Source organism: Dysgonomonas sp., assembly GCF_035323175.1.
In the GTDB taxonomy this organism is placed as follows: domain Bacteria; phylum Bacteroidota; class Bacteroidia; order Bacteroidales; family Dysgonomonadaceae; genus Dysgonomonas.
Genome location: NZ_DAOKYH010000007.1, coordinates 174,863 through 191,176, shown reverse-complemented (window position 1 = coordinate 191,176; position 16,314 = coordinate 174,863). Strand labels below are relative to the sequence as shown.

Annotated in this window: 17 protein-coding genes; 2 read left to right on the top strand and 15 right to left on the bottom strand. The window is 36.1% G+C overall.

The features are described 5' to 3' along the window. Nucleotides 1–10: 10 nt before the first annotated feature. The 6 genes from PKC55_RS10705 to PKC55_RS10680 form a co-directional block, all read right to left on the bottom strand. Nucleotides 11–562, bottom strand: coding sequence for a hypothetical protein (locus tag PKC55_RS10705; protein ID WP_291124516.1), 552 nt, complete (start codon nt 560–562; stop codon nt 11–13). Between the two features lie 97 nt (nt 563–659). Continuing rightward, nucleotides 660–845, bottom strand: coding sequence for a hypothetical protein (locus PKC55_RS10700; protein WP_291124518.1), 186 nt, complete (start codon nt 843–845; stop codon nt 660–662). Between the two features lie 57 nt (nt 846–902). Beyond that, nucleotides 903–1,169, bottom strand: a complete 267-nt coding sequence (locus PKC55_RS10695; protein WP_291124520.1) for a hypothetical protein — start codon at nt 1,167–1,169, stop codon at nt 903–905. 29 nt (nt 1,170–1,198) lie between these two features. Further along, nucleotides 1,199–2,167 carry an SLOG family protein gene (locus PKC55_RS10690; RefSeq protein WP_291124522.1) on the bottom strand — a complete coding sequence of 323 codons (969 nt, stop codon included), beginning with the start codon at nt 2,165–2,167 and terminating at the stop codon, nt 1,199–1,201. After that, nucleotides 2,160–2,600 carry a DUF3873 family protein gene (locus PKC55_RS10685; protein WP_291124524.1) on the bottom strand — a complete coding sequence of 147 codons (441 nt, stop codon included), beginning with the start codon at nt 2,598–2,600 and terminating at the stop codon, nt 2,160–2,162. Before PKC55_RS10685 ends, PKC55_RS10690 begins: the two co-directional genes overlap by 8 nt. A 14-nt stretch (nt 2,601–2,614) precedes the next feature. Further along, a complete protein-coding gene (locus tag PKC55_RS10680) occupies nt 2,615–2,890 on the bottom strand; it encodes a hypothetical protein (protein WP_324372971.1) in 276 nt (91 codons plus the stop codon). 482 nt (nt 2,891–3,372) lie between these two features. Here PKC55_RS10680 and PKC55_RS10675 point away from each other — a divergent pair, with 482 nt between their 5' ends. Continuing rightward, on the top strand, nt 3,373–3,558 hold the full coding sequence (locus PKC55_RS10675; RefSeq protein WP_291124526.1) for a hypothetical protein: 186 nt from the start codon (nt 3,373–3,375) through the stop codon (nt 3,556–3,558). Nucleotides 3,559–3,966: 408 nt separating this feature from the next. Here PKC55_RS10675 and PKC55_RS10670 read toward each other — a convergent pair whose 3' ends face one another. The 6 genes from PKC55_RS10670 to PKC55_RS10645 all read right to left on the bottom strand — a co-directional run bounded on the left by PKC55_RS10670 (nt 3,967) and on the right by PKC55_RS10645 (nt 10,261). Then, nucleotides 3,967–4,365 (bottom strand): DUF3244 domain-containing protein, encoded by a 399-nt coding sequence (locus PKC55_RS10670; RefSeq protein WP_291124528.1) that lies wholly within the window; start codon nt 4,363–4,365, stop codon nt 3,967–3,969. A 239-nt stretch (nt 4,366–4,604) separates the two neighbouring features. Then, nucleotides 4,605–6,275: a tetratricopeptide repeat protein gene (locus PKC55_RS10665; protein ID WP_291124530.1), complete on the bottom strand. Its 1,671-nt coding sequence runs from the start codon at nt 6,273–6,275 to the stop codon at nt 4,605–4,607. Between the two features lie 37 nt (nt 6,276–6,312). After that, the gene (locus tag PKC55_RS10660; protein ID WP_291124885.1) at nt 6,313–6,840 is read right to left on the bottom strand and encodes a ParB N-terminal domain-containing protein; all 528 of its coding nucleotides are present in this window, start codon (nt 6,838–6,840) and stop codon (nt 6,313–6,315) included. A 128-nt stretch (nt 6,841–6,968) separates the two neighbouring features. Next, nucleotides 6,969–8,273: a DUF3440 domain-containing protein gene (locus tag PKC55_RS10655; protein ID WP_291124532.1), complete on the bottom strand. Its 1,305-nt coding sequence runs from the start codon at nt 8,271–8,273 to the stop codon at nt 6,969–6,971. Continuing rightward, entirely contained in the window at nt 8,270–8,671 is a 402-nt protein-coding gene (locus tag PKC55_RS10650; protein WP_291124534.1) for a phospholipase D-like domain-containing protein, read from the bottom strand. Before PKC55_RS10650 ends, PKC55_RS10655 begins: the two co-directional genes overlap by 4 nt. 6 nt (nt 8,672–8,677) lie before the next feature. Continuing rightward, a complete protein-coding gene (locus tag PKC55_RS10645; protein WP_291124536.1) occupies nt 8,678–10,261 on the bottom strand; it encodes a DEAD/DEAH box helicase family protein in 1,584 nt (527 codons plus the stop codon). Between the two features lie 604 nt (nt 10,262–10,865). On the opposite strand from PKC55_RS10645, the gene PKC55_RS10640 reads away from it, so the two are divergent. After that, nucleotides 10,866–11,627 carry a metallophosphoesterase gene (locus PKC55_RS10640; protein ID WP_291124538.1) on the top strand — a complete coding sequence of 254 codons (762 nt, stop codon included), beginning with the start codon at nt 10,866–10,868 and terminating at the stop codon, nt 11,625–11,627. A 465-nt stretch (nt 11,628–12,092) separates the two neighbouring features. Here PKC55_RS10640 and PKC55_RS18215 read toward each other — a convergent pair whose 3' ends face one another. The 3 genes from PKC55_RS18215 to PKC55_RS10630 all read right to left on the bottom strand — a co-directional run bounded on the left by PKC55_RS18215 (nt 12,093) and on the right by PKC55_RS10630 (nt 16,293). Next, nucleotides 12,093–12,227: a metallophosphoesterase family protein gene (locus tag PKC55_RS18215; protein ID WP_414647279.1), complete on the bottom strand. Its 135-nt coding sequence runs from the start codon at nt 12,225–12,227 to the stop codon at nt 12,093–12,095. 168 nt (nt 12,228–12,395) lie between these two features. After that, nucleotides 12,396–14,588: a DUF262 domain-containing protein gene (locus tag PKC55_RS10635; protein WP_291124540.1), complete on the bottom strand. Its 2,193-nt coding sequence runs from the start codon at nt 14,586–14,588 to the stop codon at nt 12,396–12,398. 4 nt (nt 14,589–14,592) lie between these two features. Then, nucleotides 14,593–16,293, bottom strand: a complete 1,701-nt coding sequence (locus tag PKC55_RS10630; protein ID WP_291124542.1) for a DUF262 domain-containing protein — start codon at nt 16,291–16,293, stop codon at nt 14,593–14,595. Between the last annotated feature and the right edge of the window lie 21 nt (nt 16,294–16,314).

Here is a 16,314-nt window from a genome sequence, read left to right as displayed (position 1 = left end):
TTTCTATTTATTATTTCTGATCCTTATCAGCTTTGTTATCCTGCACAGGAAGTATTTCGTCCGATATATTGGTGTTGAAAATTTGATTTCCTTCCTCTTTCAGTAGTTTTATACGTTCGGCTAACATCTTTCTGGTATCCGAATGAGATAACATTAAGGAAATAGCTACCTTATGGTTGCCTTTTGCGGTGAACCAGGTATATTGTATTTCTTTTTTACTTTTCCCGAATACAATATTATTCACCTCAAGCTTCTTTACGGATTTCTTAAACTCTTTTTCTGCAATATCTGCGTCTACCAATTGTCCGATAAAAAGTTCAAGATCCATCTCCAGATCAAAATCAAATTCTGTTTTTAGAGAAGGTAGACTTTTGGTATATTCTTTAGCTTTTCCCAAAAGTCTTTCCCGACCTTTTACAACATTGATGTCTATACATCCGCCTTTACCTGTATCTGAGCACTCTGCCGTTAATACTCCATCTACATAAAGTTTGGCTGAGAAAGCATTCGTTTCATCTGTCAGGGCATAAAAATGTTTGATGTTTTTTAATTCAATTTTCATTGTTCTCTTTTTTGAGGGATTTATTACTATTTGATAAAACAGTGAAAACTCAAGATAAGCTATCTCTGTTTTGGTTGTTATAAGATCATCTGTTGTATTAATTAGGGATATTGTACTGTTGGCAGAAATGGTCTACAACTTCCGGAGTGTATTTCTTGTAGTATGCCCAGTTATTTACACACCATTTTTTTACTTCTGCTTTGGATGTTAATTTCGGTTGCCAGCTTAACCCGAGCATAATTAGGTCGAATACAGGTTGAAGTTCATCAACAAAAGCCTGCACTGTCCAACCTTCCTAAATATGTTTTGAATAATTGGTCTCTTTCATTTCCGCCTAGTTTTAGAGCTTTTTTTTACAAGTTATCTGATAAGAAGGACTTAAACCTAATTCAGCTCCTATACGGTCTTCCAATTGATCTTTAAGTTTTCTTTTCCGGTTTAATAAAGATTGGCTTTTCTGAAGGGTCAATAAATCATCTATAAGAGTCAATTCTTTCTGTATTTCCTCTGCCAAGATGATACCATCACTTTTAAAGACTTTTACCCATATAAGCAGGTCCCGGATCGGGATATTCACAAATCCGGGAGTAAGTGTATGTTTACCCATATTTACTTATTTTTTATACCTGTTCATTATCAGAGCTTAGATAGTTGTTCCATATAGCTTTCAAAGTATTCATTGTATCTTTCCCGGTAAACTTCTGCATATTTTCCAGGGTTGTTTTTAACCTTGAATTCTGCAGGAAGCATTTTGAATACATCCGTCATCTTTTTTTCTGCCAGGCTGCCGGCTAATTCTTTAAGAGTATCGTGTCTTGCTTCTGCCAGCTTATTGTCAGCATTGGAGAATAAGGTCGTCTTCAATGAGTCATCTTTGATAAATTCGATTGTTGCCTGTCCCCCATTCTCTTTTAGACTTACCTGGGTATAGGTTTCTGTCAGGTATTCATAACTTTCAAAAGAGATGAAAGGATGATCATCTTCAAGCTCTGTTACATCCCGGAAATGAAGTAAACGGATGACTTCTACGGCTTGCTCATAGGAAAGGGCTTTGACATTGAATGAGGATCTCCCCCAGCCTGTTAGCAATTCATCCTGATAAAAATGATGGTATTCCATTTTCTGTTCAAACAGGTTAAAAACCTCGATGCTTTTACGGAGTGCATTTTTCACGGTATAATATGTCCCTCCTTTGGGAGCATTATCATAATAAACGATTAATTGGGTAGAGTTATCGATCAGGTAATCATTCCGTCTTAGAAAGCAGCCGTCATAATATTTTTTACTCAGGCATATCTCAGAATCTGCCGCCGACAGGATGGCGTTGTAATGCAATCTGCCTTCCATGCTCATCTTGTCGGATTGTCCCCCAAAAGGGATAATACAATGAAGTTCGATATCAGGATACTGTTCTTTTATTTTCAGAACCTCTTCCGCTGCAATCATATCAAATCCCTCGGCCATCCCACTCAGAAAGATACGATACCCCTTGACATAAAAATGGATAATTGCTGCAGCGATAAGAGTTGACAATTCTTTTTTATCAGTTGTTACCCTGTTCATCCGATGCCCTGAAAAGGCAATAGTTATTGAATTATTATTCATAGTTGCTCTGTATTTGATTGTTATTCTTTTTATTTCTGAAATGATAGTGATAAGCTTTCAGCATTAACACATATGCTCCTTCTTCTCCCAATAGCTCCGGCTGTCGACCTGCTCCCGCAAGGCTGAACATCTGAAAGAAGTATCTACGCCCAACGATCCGGATTGATGTTGCTTTAATTCCTACTAGTACGACACAGCCTTTTAAATTCGGATTGAACACCAAAAAGCGTTCAAGGGATTTATTGTCAAAGACTATCAGTCTGTCACCTAACAGATAACATTCTTTTATCCAAAGATCTCTGGCTGAGCGACAATCTTCTAACGATGGCTTTATACACCGGAAGGTAGAACCATCGGTATGGAGATACCTATAATCTATATATCGCTTTATGATATCGATCGTCTTTGTATATTCTTTTCCTACAGTAGCCATACTGATTCTTTTTATCAGGATTCGTAATATACCGACATTTTGCAATTGTAGATAATCCTCAGGTTCCGGGTAATGCAATTTGATGTTCGTTGACACATATTGTGGAATACGAGATCACGCGGAATTTCGAAAGTGAAATCAAAATCAGTGATCAGATGTTTTCCCTTTGTAATGTGTATATTCATGCTGTCACTTCCCATTGTTACATTGACCTGGCAGCTGCAATAAGGAAAACTCCCTCCGTTAAAATCTTTATGGGTGATCTTTTCTAATAATTTTTTATAATTCATAAGCGTATGATTTTTTTTCGAGGGTATAACCTGACCGGATTCTGTTCATGCAAGATTTTTACAGGAAATACAACCCAAAGGGTGGAGATTTCCTGTAAAATCTGGATAGGGTATCTTGCATGAACAAAAAGAATACGGACGAACTTACCCGAAGAAAAAGGATCATACGCTGGGAAAAATCTTGGTTGAAGCCTAATGTAGAGAGCTTCTGATATCTTATTCCATCTCTTTATACATGAAAGGTATAGTTTGTAAAATCTATTCGAATATTCAAAAGTCCGGAGCACAATTCGTTTAAACAAATCAAAGTTTTTAATTTGAATGGACAAACAATTACTTATTGAATTATTTGTTATATTTCCTCTATAAAACTGTTGTTTTCTATTCGACTTACCTATAAATCATGCTTTTATGTAAGTTTGCACATAACTAATTGGGTAAAGTATCATGGCGTCAACAATTAATATACAGGATAGAGGGAAGTGAAAGATGAAAATAAACTTTCTCCAATAGAAAACATTATTGGTGAATCTATTAATTCTCTTCCTCCACAGAGAAAACGCTTATCGAAAGAAGAATTAATAGCCGGAGTGGAGCAGACCAAAAGGGATATCCTAGAAGGTAAGTTCTATACGACAGACCAAGTAAAAGCCAGACTGGGATTGTGAGACGGACAAAGGTAATTTGGGAGGAATATGCTTTGTCTGAGTTGGGAAACATCTACTAGTATCATACCTATAATATTGGAATAACAAGCGGACAGAGGCTGGTCAGCAGAATTCTGGATGATACAATGAAACAGCTTTCTAAATTTCCGGAATCGGGAACTATCGAAACGAATCTTAGCGGAAGGAAGTGTCAATACAGATATTTAGTTATCCAAAACTATAAAATAATTTACCTATACGGGGAATTCTGTTTCAATCTTCAGAGTCTTTGATTGCCCGTTAGATCCCGATAAGATGAGTGAAAATATAAAATAAGGAAAGCCGATTATTTTCAATCGGCTTCTCTGTTCAGGTTATTACACTTAACGTCATTACCTACCTTGCTAGCTCAGCTAGATTTACAGAATTTTATTCTATAGTAAAATTTCCGACACATTTACCAATTGATTGAATATCAATTATAAGTTTATATTCTCCGGAAGTCAGGAAGTTAATATCCAACAACCATTCTTCTCCTGCGATATTGTCAACAGTTTTGTCATAACAAATAATATTATTGCGATCTGTTATTGTTATTTGTTTAGGATTTTCAAATTTATCAAAAACTACAAGGAGAGAACCAGGCTCTTGGTATACTTTCGTCCGGACTTCCATTCTTAACATTGCTCTTAACAATATGTTTTGCTTATTATGACCAGACCGTTTCTGAGAGTTCTGAGAAGTTTCGTCTACTAAACTATCAATAGCGTAAGTAGAATAAGGAACACACAATAAAATACATAGAATAATAATAAAGTTTTTTTTCATATACATAATTTATTATTTGTTTGATAATAGGGTAAGATAAAACATCTTTCACTTTGATTTGATATTCAAAGATAAAGTATGTTAATCAAGAGTTAGGTGAGATAATGTGTTAATATAAAACTCATAAACACTAATAAACTTATAATGAGAATTTTGAGTTATTAATATATAATTGACGGCAATTATTTTATCCTTGAAAAGACTAAAATATTCTGGAAGAAAAGATTTAAATAATATTATTACTTAACACTATCAAAGAGAAAATCTGAAATACCTCCACGTCTTTTAATTCCAAGTTTTTTGCGAATATTTGTTTCTTTCACATTAATAGTATTCACACTCAATTGCATAACAGGTGCAATTTCTTTACTACTCATTTTAGAACAAACCAGACAACATATCCTAAACTCGGATTCATTTAATTCCGGATACGTATCTTTTAGCCTGTCAAAGAAACCGTCGTATTGTGTATTTATGATTCTATAAAGCGTATCCCAATGAATTTGATCTTGGCCATATGCGACTCTATTGAATTCCTTAACCAATGCTGTAATGTTCTTATTACCTAAGACTGCATATTGTAATCCGGCTACTTTCTTCAAAATACTAAAACTGTGAGCACAATAATCGGCAATTGACTCTTTCGTATTGTTTGAATCTGCTCTAGTGAGTTCTAATTCTTTTATAGAATCAGTAAGCTCCAGGATTTCAAAATTAGCTCCTGTTAATTGCTTATTTTTTTTTAGAACCTGCCTGTAATAAATAATTGTAATAATAGAAATAATCAGCAATAAAAGATATATTACCCTCTGTTTCTCCAGATGCTTCAATAAAAGTCGGTTAATTTCATTTTGGGCAAGTTCATACTTATATTTCCGCTCAATATTTATGATTGTATTTGCATTGTCTTCCGAAAATTCAGCCAATAAATAATCACTGTAAGATTTATGGAAGTCTAACGAGCGATTGTAATTACCCGCACGTTCTTCAATCTCAGATAATAATAAATAAATTCCTATTAATGTATTGGCATTTTCAGGATCATTCTCATTAACTAATGAAAGGGCATTCTTTGCACAGTAACGGGCAGAATCAAGTTGATTCTTTCCCAAATATATACTGGACAAAGTTACATCAGCTTTACCGGTAACGATGATACTACTATCTATTGTCTTAGCTTCATTTACTAGCATCAAAGCTGTTTTCATATCATTTTTACCATAATACACAATAGCTTTATCCTTGGTAATACCGGCACGCTCCGAATTATCATCATAAGTATCTGCTATTTTTAGTGCTTTATTAAAATAAACAAGAGATGAGTCGTATTCCGAATTATATAAGTATGTTGACGCAATACCTTCGAAAATTTTTATTCCATATTTATAGTTCCCCGTTTGCCGGAACAATTCATTTGCTGTAATGAATTTTATTTTTGCATCGTCAATGAGTAATTGGTTGAGCATTACTTCTCCTTCTGAATATAAAATTATAGCATTGAAATCATTGTCATTATTCTTTGATGCATAGTTTCTCGCTATGTTATAATAGCTTATAGCTTTATCGTATTCTTTATTTTTTTGTAACACACGGCCAGAATAATAGGCTGATAATCCGGCATAGTATTCTTCGTTGTTTTCTTTAAAATAATTATAACCTTCTACTATCTCCCGGTCTTTTGATATATCTTTACCTATCTTATCTTTGCACTTGACAAGATATAAGATAAAAAGGTGATAGTTCCATTGATCACCGGGATCGATTTGTAACGAATCAAGAATTTGTAAGGCACTGTCTGGATCTTGCTCAATTAAATTATCAATACCATTCAAGACAGCATTTTCCTTACCAGTATTATTACACGAAAAAAAACAGATTGTAAATAAAAAGCAATATATTGTATGTTTCATTAAGGAAGTGTATTATTTTTCTATACAAAGATACGTATTATTCTCTATCCGCTTTCCCGTCTATTGTCCTTACCGAGAACTCCCGGTCTTTGAATAGTTCGGCAATGCCGGTCAATTGCTTTAATCGCAGGATTTCATCCATATCCATCCCGATATGTTTTGATATCCATGTGCTGGATTTTCCTATGGAGATCAATTCCTTTACGATTTCGGACATCAGGGTTATGTCATGGGTGCCTCTGGCCCGGTTATGACGTATGGTTGAGGCCATCCTTTCGCTTAATTCCCGCTTCGACTCACGTATATAAGTGACAGGAAGCCTGCCCTGTGTACTTTGGGATATCTTTCGGGATTTCCGTTCAGCCTGCCTACGGTGAAATCCGTCCACAATCCGGATTTTGTCCTCTTCCGGACTGCAGACAACAGGCATGGTATAGCCGTCCTCCTCAATGGATGTAATCAGCAAAGCCATTTCCGGCGGGGCAACACTATTGGGGTTATAGTCGTTGCCTTCTATATTTCCGGACTTCTCCCATGCGACAAAGTCTACCGGATGGTGTTTCATTGGACTCACTTCATGTAACATCGAACGAACATAATTCAGGATATCTATTTTTTCATCCCTGTTTTTAATACTCTCTATATAACGGCATAGGTTTCTTGTTATCTGCCCGATGGCATCCTTTTCTTCTTTCATAACATTTCTTCGTATTTCCGGATTAATTCCTGTTGCCTTAATATCTGCTTCTTTGTCATTGAGAAAGACAGAGTCCTGCATGTAATATCATTTTTAAGGATAGCCATGCACATACGCTTCCATGAAAGGAAATCCGTTTTGTTATCCAAACCGGGCAATGCGTCCGGAATGGTTTTGAAACGCACGACATATTTGTCACCCTTTCCCCGTTTACTATACTGCCGGGTATTGACAATCATATCCGGATCCAGTTCGAAAATATCTTCTTCGCTGACGGGAGAGCCAATCCTGTTCCAATAACGGATAAACTTTATGAATTTGGTCGCATATATCCTGCGGGTTTCTTCGGGAAGCGTTTTCAGCAGGAACTTACAGTAGCTTTTCCATGTATGTCCCTGGGGAAGGCTTATTCTCCTTGCTCCTGTTGCTTTGGTTCCACAATAGATATTTCCGAAGTTAGCTCCGCTGACACGGTCTACCACTCTTACCCAAGTCTCGGGCTCCAATACTTTGAAAAGGTTTAATCCGGCTTTTTGCTCGTCCCCGTAAGGCTCGCATATCCGCATTCTGGATAAAGGCACTCCCGCCATATAAAACAGGTCGTAAATACTATTATAGGGTTTACAGTACTTGCCGTTGTATGTCCAGATGTCCTCTGTTCGCCAGTCACAGATGGGATAAAAATTATAGGTCTTGTCGGATATTCTGGTTGAATAGCTTTTATCTTTATAGGAAAGTTTATCCTTTCGGGACACGGCATGATAACGGTTCAGGCTTTCGTCCGCTCGGATACCTATCAGGCAAGCAGTCTTATTATTTCCGTGTCGTGTACTGTACCAATCGCCGAATAGAGGAGTGAATTCTTCGAAAGTCATGTTTTCCCTGTAAAAATCAAAAGGATGATTGTCCTTATTGATTATGAAGTCATATTCCGGCATCGGACGCACCCATTTATCTCTTTTCGCAGGGTCCCAGAAAATCCAGAACGGCTCGTACATGGAAACCGCATTGGTAGTCGTCATCGGAAGGCATACCCAATAAGGCTCGATAAGGTCAAGATTATTTAGATACATCTGTTCTATAAAATCGGTGGTTCTTTTATAGGAAGCCTCCACATCTATATACAATACGCCTATTTTACGCTTTATCCCGTGCCGGCGCATATAGTCGAGGACTATATTGAGCATCACCCCGCTGTCTTTGCCTCCCGAAAAAGCAAGGTATATATTCTCAAATTCCGAGAATATATATCCGGTACGCTCCAGGGTGACCTCATATACATTCTTTGCGCAGCCGTTCATATGATCTTTGCCATTTTAAAATACTTTGTCCATTCCTTTTCTACAGAGAAGCCCATTTCTTCAAGGAGAGGCCGGTCCGAATTGTCGGCAACGAAAGTAACGGGCGTCCCTTTCTCTACATCCATCAAGGCCCGTTCTATCAATATCCGTAACAAGTCCTTATCCTGCCAGGTAAAGTCATTGCACAAGTGGCCGTTAACAATGGAAATGAATCCGGTAACCATATTCTTCCCTTTGATGGAAATATACCAAAGATGGTCTTCTGTGTTTTTGAAAGGATAGCCTCCGTTCAGGCGGATAACTTCCGGATTCATCACAAAAGGAGCTATCAGTTCATACAGATGGCTGTCTGTACCCCAGACCTTTTCTATCCTTATTTCGTCATTACCATACATCATCGTTATTTATAAGCTTTCTACAAATTTTCTCAGTTCCTGCCGGTCTGTAAACAGCCGGTTGACCTGGTTCGCCAGTTTTTCTTTTCGTGACAGGGTCTCTGCAATCTTCCTGTCAATTCCGCTGTTGGTTATAAAGCGTTTTACCGGGGTGTCCCGGTTCTTGTTATTTTCCCTGATATAAGCGAGTTCCCTCCTGTAATCCCGGTATCTGAAAGAGAGGCTGAAGAAAATAATTTCGCATTGTGCCCCGACTCCCTCCAGACATGTCTCCTGTATTCCTAATGTGGAAATAAGGTATTTCTTATTATTCCGCAAAAATTGTGTTCTTTCGGTTCTCCTGTCGCTTCTGTTCCTACCACAGAAAACAGCGCAGGATTTCCGCCCCCAGAATCTTGTTAACAAGTCCACTTCAAAGAGATACTTGCAAAAGATAACATACCGGCACTCTTTGGATGTATGTTCTTTCAGCAATAGTAACTTATTGGTATTGTAATAATAATCCCTTTGATGGTCTATGGAAATATAACCGCACGCAATCCTTTCCATTTCCCCCATAATCCTGAAAATATCATATACCTGTATTTCGTATTTTTCAATGAGTAAGAGTAGTTCATTCTTTTTTCTCCTGTAAGATTCTTTCTGAGAAGGGGTCAGTTCACAGATGTAGGTCTTGACTGTTGGCTCAATCTCAGGTTTACCTTTATCGTCAACTGAATATGTATAAGGTTCTGTCAATCCAACCAGATAAGACAGGTTTTTATATCCTAATATTTGTTTTCCATCCACCCCTCCGTAAATAATATGATTCCGGGAAAAATCTTCCCAATGGTAATATCCGAGTATATCCTTATTCAGGATTCGGTACTGCATATAAATGTCATGGATATTGTTCACAATCAATGATTCGGTCATCATCAATTTATAATTGCATCGGTCGGCTATATCCATCATACGCCGGGAGCGTATGGCGTCAGGGGATTTGAACAAATGGCAGTCATCGATTACGAGCATAGTTCGGGTATCTACTGACTTTAATAACCTTTCATAAGTCTGTATGTTAAAACTCATACTTTCAACAGAGATGAGGAATACCGGAAGCTTCATTCCCGGCCACTGTTTATCTATATCTTTTTTCAAATCGGGAATCTGCGCATTCGGTAAGAACAAGTATAATTTGTTGATCCGGTTATTCCGGTAACGTATATAGGCTAGGGAGAGAGATAGAACCCATTTGTCCCGCCATCTCCCTGACAGCAAAACGGATACCTTCATACTGCTTAGGAAACGGAGGGCATTTCCATAATAAGGGTCTACGTTTCCTACAATAGCGATGCATTCATCTTGCAAGCGGGTAGCCAGAGGAATGTTCCTATATATCAATTCACAATCGAATATGATTTCGTGGAACTGCTCTTCAAGAATCCGTTTAATCCGTGATGCTTCCAGCCTGCACCAGGAAGGGGTATAATCATTCGAAGAAACATCTACATTGAGCCTCAATCTGTCGTTTACAACCTCAAAGTAGACTTTTATCCTTACTCTAAACGGAGAATAATCCAGCATATAGGGAATATATACACGGCAACCCATATAAGTATTATGATAAAGTTTTGAACCCTTTATCCGATTACATAATTCTATGAGAGATTGTGGTACAACCATTAGTTTATAAGTTGTATGATTGCGAACAATCAAATTTACAGGAACCTTTATTTAAATACAGTTTGTTAAAACAAACTGAGTCCGATATAATATAACAACTTAAATATTAGCATAATAGGCGAACACTGATTGACTTTAAGTAATTCAAGCCCAAAGTCTTAGATCAAAAATAACGCTATTATGCTAAGTATTTCCGAAGTTACAGATATTTTCTATTTATGTGATGGATTTTCCTTATAATTTAACAAAACTCTCTCCTATCATCTTTTAAAAGAAAACAACGGCAGGAAGTATAAAAACAAGCCAAACCGGCTATAAGACAGTAAAGTAATAACTCTCCTGATTGCAGGACTATCAGCATATAATTTCTTGCAAAAAAATTTCAATTAGATAGAGCAGGTATTATAGGAGATAGCCAACTGATTATCTCCTATGATTATATCGAACTCTCGTTATAATAAGCATAGACCTCATTTTATAAGGTTTTATTTTTGTAATTTTGTGGAAAGAATATAATTTTAGGTTTGATACAATGAAAATTCAGCTGGCTTCCGACCTGCATCTTGAGTTGGGTGAAAATTCCGATTACATGAAGGATTTCCCCTTGATTCCCTGTGGAAACATACTGATACTCGCAGGGGATATAGGGTATATTGGAGATAATACATACAATAATTATTCTTTCTGGGATTGGCTATCCGAATGTTATGAAAGGGTTCTGGTTGTTCCGGGTAATAAGGAGTTCTACGGCAATTTTGATTTAAATCGTCTAAAAAACGGTATGAAAGTAAAAATCAAAGAAAACATTCATTGGTATTATAACAAAAGTGAGGTTATAAACGGAGTTGAATTTATAATGACACCTCTCTGGTCTTTTATTCCGGTATCAGCTGAGGCTATAGTCAAAAATGCATATCCCGATTTTAAGTTTATCCGACACAATGGAGAATTGTTGACGGTAGATATATACAATAATTTGCATTGCCAATGTATTGAATTCTTAATGGAAGAATTGCAGGAGAAGAAAGGAAAAACAGTTATTGTATCGCATCATGTACCTGCTCTTCAGTGTATGGCCGAAGAATTCAATGGTAGTCCGATGAATTGTGCATTTTATTCAGACATGGAAAAATTGATAAAACTCTATAATCCTGATTATTGGGTCTATGGACATTCACATCGTAATGTAGGACGTTTAGAAATTGGAAAAACAGTTCTTTTATCCAATCAGCTTGGATATGTAAACAAATTAGAACAACATGGTTTTGATAGAGCATCGTGTTTCATCATCTAAATTAAACGGATAAAAGCGCAATCAAAATTCAATATTGTTTTGTTTGTTTAATCTAATTTTATTCCTGAAATCTTTACTTACCGGATAGGTATCCATTTTATCAACAGGATATATTTGCAGTAAGGTTTGAATACCATTGCTGCATTAATGAAAGTGGCATATTTTGATTTTGTATGCCATAGGCGTTGTGAATATGTCCGAAAAGGTAGTAGGGCGGCCAGACTACTACTAAAGCTCTCCGAAGTAAATCGAAACATCCGTATGTGATATTACTTGCATTATCTAATATTTCTAAAGGCGGGTAATTTGATATTAAAATATATGTATTTGAGGCATTTTCGCTATCATTTTGAAATACTCGCTATATGTATTATCCGAAAAGAAAAACGGAGTGCCCCAAAACTTTACCCTCTCAATAGTTATACCGCTATTGCAAAAATAGAAACAGTTCTCAGGCAAAAAATGCTAAATTGCTTCCACATCATTTCCCTCCAAACAATAATCGTGATTACCTATGATGAATATTTTGTATTGATAGTCTAATGAACCAAACCACTCTACAAAATCGACAATTCCTTTTTCTGTTCCCGCGATCGACACATCGCCTAAATGGATGATGATGTCCGCAGCAGGAAATTGCTCAACTGACGTTGTTGATTGTATGTATCGGATAGATGAAGAACGAGCATATCTATATATACACCAGATCTGTTTATATATGAAGTTAGAATATCAAAAACCTCAAACGTACCTATAATACAAAATTAGTCAAAATAGGCCGAAGCGTGAAAATAAGTATTTTTTCAAGATACCAATTCTATCTTCAACATCAAGGCCATTTTCTTGATTTATTAGCACATGCGTTGTTTTATTATCATTGTCAATGATTTCCCATGCTCCATTTTTACAATATATTTTTTCTCCTGTTTCTTTTATATACAATGGATCTCCATATTCCCCTATAGACAGGTATTCATTGAGTCTACTGTCCCAATATACTTCCAAAAGAAATGGATCCCAATGTCTACCGGATAAGGAGGAAAATGTATTCATCATAACCACTTCATATTGGCTATCCTTTTTTCTGTCTGGATCGTTTATCCAGTGGTACATTCCACTATTTCCACTTCGCATACAATCGTATGTAACAAAGTAGTATTTCCAATCATAAATAATTTTTTCTTTATAAGTAGTTATCAATTTATCAAGCTGTTCTAAAACAGGTGCGTCAGGATTAATGCTGACAAGAAGGTGGTTTAAGCAAGACTTAGTATTCTCAAAATATCTTCGTTGATTACTAAACGAAAATAAATCTTTCCAAGTTGAATCATTCGCATTCCCCAAAGAAAATCGCCAGCCAGTGAGTAGTTGGGAATAGTCACCAATAGTTAGTAACGCCTTGCTTATAGTTATATATGGAATAGAATGGTCAAATATCTTAAAAAAAACTTTTTCTCTGCTTACTAAATTATCAATATCGTCAATATCCATAATTCTCAGTGTACCTTGCAGAAGAAAATGATCTTCCAGATGGTGTATATTATCAGTTAATGCAGGATTAGTTTTCTTCCATTCCATTTTGTAGATTTCTTCTTCTTTCTGATTTCGGCTATAGCCTAAAGATTCTAGTGAAATCTCTCCTTTTAATATCATATCATATGTTTCTTGAAGTAAGGCATTCATCCTTTCCTCACGAATTTCATCAGAAGAATTGAACACTAAATTTCGAACGATTCTTAAACGTTCAAATATATCATCATGCGTAATAGTATCTCTATTCATTTGAAATTGCAAAACTGCATATAGTAGCAGTGATGAATTTAAAGTAAAGCGTCTTCTATGTCCATCTCTTATTCCATAATCGTTACAACATTGTAAAAATAAATTACGATTGCTTGTATATAGTTTAACCTTCCCCTTTTCAAATCTGTCCCCCGAAAAAAGATTTTCAAAAAGATCATCTATATCACATCCTTTCCAACAATCTAAAGTATTGAACAAGAATCTTAGGTTATCCTTTGCTTCCGGGCAGTTTATTCCATATACAATTTCGGAAAGAATAAAGTCATCTTCTACTATTTCATAGTTGTTCCTATAGCATAATATTTCTGTTATATACCTATAGTATCTCATAAATTCATCATCGATGATATTATTTTCACCACGATATTTCCAGAGAATATCGGTCCAATCATTGTCGATCTTGAATATGAACTCATTGTATAAGTCGATGGACGCAGCCTTTAATTGGTTCTCAAAACTTGCTTTGAAATGCTCAAATGGTGTTAGTGGTTTCCCTCGCGAGTTCATTTTTATATACAGGCTATCGGTTAACCCCATTTTTCCTATAGGTAAGAAGTAGAAGCTGATGGATGGATTTGCATCATCTGTTAAGCAACTCCACAGGTTAGAAGTGTTTTTAAACCTATTGTGTATCTCGTCTATAACCACCAACATAGAGGCGATAGTGGGGTCGTTTATCCAGCTCCCCATAAACCAAGGTTGGTCGATAATATTTTCCGAAAGCTTTTGTTGTGAGAAGTCCGGTTTGAAAGAAATAAGTTGAGCACAAAAGTCTCTCGAACTGAATCGAGTGCGGTATGTGAATCTCGACAGAAAGTCTATTTCACCTATATCTTCATGTTGGGCAATATACCAGTGTAACAGGAATAATGTTGTCAACCTTTGTTGTCCATCGAGAGGCGTCATTTTACCCTCTGTAATATCTCCGTACACAAAGTCTAGCTTGATGCTTTTCCGATTGACCAGGGCATCGAATAAAACATCTAAAAAGGTTTGCCGGATCTTTTTGACTTCCGATGTTTTGCGCCCTTGAGCATAATCTCGCTGTATGATTGGTATTTCTATGGTTACTATTCGCTCTTTCTGCTCGTCTGGCCCACAAAACTCCTGAGTGAAAAGCCGTTTAAATGATATTGGTCTTGTGTATATGTCACTCATAATATTAGCCTAAATAGTTTGACAAAATCCCATCTTCTCCGGCCATAGCATTCATATATGCTAACCGATCGTTCTCTCCCCAAAAATGTAGCTGATAGTCTTTCGATTCGGTATAGTATTTTAGAAAGACCCGCTTGGTGCATATCGGGATGTAGTCCCCTTCGTTGTCCATCTGTAATATCTTATCTCTCTTCACATCGAATGTCGAATTGTTAAGGGCTGCATTGTTTTCAAAACTCAGTAATGCCATATTGGAAAGTGAATGCAAATAGTCTTTGTTTTCATTCTGTTCGGAAAGAACTTTTGTCACTTCCTTAAAGAGCTGTTCGAAGGTAGCTCCATCTATATCCTGATATTTAGTTTCTATTTTATCAATTAGTTTTCCTATTTCGGATGAATCGCTAGTCTGTGCAACAATTCGCAACGATTTGAGGTGTAATCTTAGCCATTCTTGCTGGTCTTCTTTCTTGTTCAATCCCTGCGAATTTTGCGCATGGATGTGTTCTAACGACCATTGTTTTGATTTATGCATATTAAAAGAATACTTCTCCAATGAGTTCTTTAATCGACGGATAGCCTCGACATTGAATAATAGCAAAATGTTTTCTATTTTCCCTTTATGAGAACCATTCTCATATGACAATTCCCATAGACCTTCGGCCGAAATCGATATTTTTTTCTTAATCTCTTCATCGAGTTCGGATAGAAATATACTTTTCTTCTTGCCCTCTGCTTTTTTAATTAGCGACTGCAAGTGAGATCCTGTTGCTACCAAATAGCCAACTTTGTGATAGATATCTCTATTTTCGAACCATTCCTTCAATCTTAGATAATAGTTTTGTATACTTCTCCACAAGTCAGAAATGGAAATCTTATCTATACTTATCTTGTCGCTAAAAAAATAAAATGTATAATATTTCTCTTTTTCATGTTCATGTTTGTCGGCTATCATTTCAAATAACAACTCTATACGTGTGTTGTATTTCGATGCTTTTTTATTAGTTAAAAAACCCCAGAATTCCTCATTATATAACTCTTTTTCCATTATATCCCAATTGGTTGCAATCTCGATTTGCTTTTCTTCTGTTATATCCGAATTATTATCTCTCGACAAAAATAAAGCCCTTACAAGTTCTGCGTTTGTTAATGGTATTTTCCCTATATTCAGCCGTGTAAATAGGTCCGTCGAATTTTCGTCCTCATTTGTTTCGTACCAAATCACTTTAACAAACTTGCATAAATACTGATATATGTCATCAACCGCTTCGGAATCGTTCTTCTGCCGTAGAAACCATCCTTTTATAGCCTTATATGCTCCATGTATATGATAAAAGTCGATATTCTTTTCAGCTGAATTTTCTTCTATATTTTCAAGATATGCTTTACTATTAGGACGGGTTTGGTAATTTAGTGAAAATTTTACATTTATTCTCGGTTTATATCTTTCGTTCTTCATAAAATTTAGGATAATAAAAAGAGTCGTAAGCCTTTGCTGTCCATCTATTAGCTCATATACATTGTTTTTGTTTTTTACAACTATTGGTTGTAAACAATAATTATTACTTCCATTTTCAAGAATGTCGTCCAATAACTTTTCGACTTGTTCCTTATCCCACCTATACCCTCTTTGGTATGATGGAATAAAAAAATCTCCAGATATATCCCCTACTAATTTAGGTTCTAGTTTTACTCCTTTGTTATTCATAAAATTGAAATTGTGATTAAA

Excerpts from the sequence above, each read along its gene's own strand:
- PKC55_RS10705 (WP_291124516.1), bottom strand. The coding sequence starts at position 562 with ATGAAAATTGAATTAAAAAACATCAAACATTTTTATGCCCTGACAGAT.
- PKC55_RS10695 (WP_291124520.1), bottom strand. The coding sequence starts at position 1,169 with ATGGGTAAACATACACTTACTCCCGGATTTGTGAATATCCCGATCCGG.
- PKC55_RS10690 (WP_291124522.1), bottom strand. The coding sequence starts at position 2,167 with ATGAATAATAATTCAATAACTATTGCCTTTTCAGGGCATCGGATGAAC.
- PKC55_RS10685 (WP_291124524.1), bottom strand. The coding sequence starts at position 2,600 with ATGGCTACTGTAGGAAAAGAATATACAAAGACGATCGATATCATAAAG.
- PKC55_RS10680 (WP_324372971.1), bottom strand. The coding sequence starts at position 2,890 with ATGAATTATAAAAAATTATTAGAAAAGATCACCCATAAAGATTTTAAC.
- PKC55_RS10670 (WP_291124528.1), bottom strand. The coding sequence starts at position 4,365 with ATGAAAAAAAACTTTATTATTATTCTATGTATTTTATTGTGTGTTCCT.
- PKC55_RS10665 (WP_291124530.1), bottom strand. The coding sequence starts at position 6,275 with ATGAAACATACAATATATTGCTTTTTATTTACAATCTGTTTTTTTTCG.
- PKC55_RS10660 (WP_291124885.1), bottom strand. The coding sequence starts at position 6,840 with ATGAAACACCATCCGGTAGACTTTGTCGCATGGGAGAAGTCCGGAAAT.
- PKC55_RS10655 (WP_291124532.1), bottom strand. The coding sequence starts at position 8,273 with ATGAACGGCTGCGCAAAGAATGTATATGAGGTCACCCTGGAGCGTACC.
- PKC55_RS10650 (WP_291124534.1), bottom strand. The coding sequence starts at position 8,671 with ATGATGTATGGTAATGACGAAATAAGGATAGAAAAGGTCTGGGGTACA.
- PKC55_RS10645 (WP_291124536.1), bottom strand. The coding sequence starts at position 10,261 with ATGGGTTGCCGTGTATATATTCCCTATATGCTGGATTATTCTCCGTTT.
- PKC55_RS10640 (WP_291124538.1), top strand. The coding sequence starts at position 10,866 with ATGAAAATTCAGCTGGCTTCCGACCTGCATCTTGAGTTGGGTGAAAAT.
- PKC55_RS10635 (WP_291124540.1), bottom strand. The coding sequence starts at position 14,588 with ATGAGTGACATATACACAAGACCAATATCATTTAAACGGCTTTTCACT.
- PKC55_RS10630 (WP_291124542.1), bottom strand. The coding sequence starts at position 16,293 with ATGAATAACAAAGGAGTAAAACTAGAACCTAAATTAGTAGGGGATATA.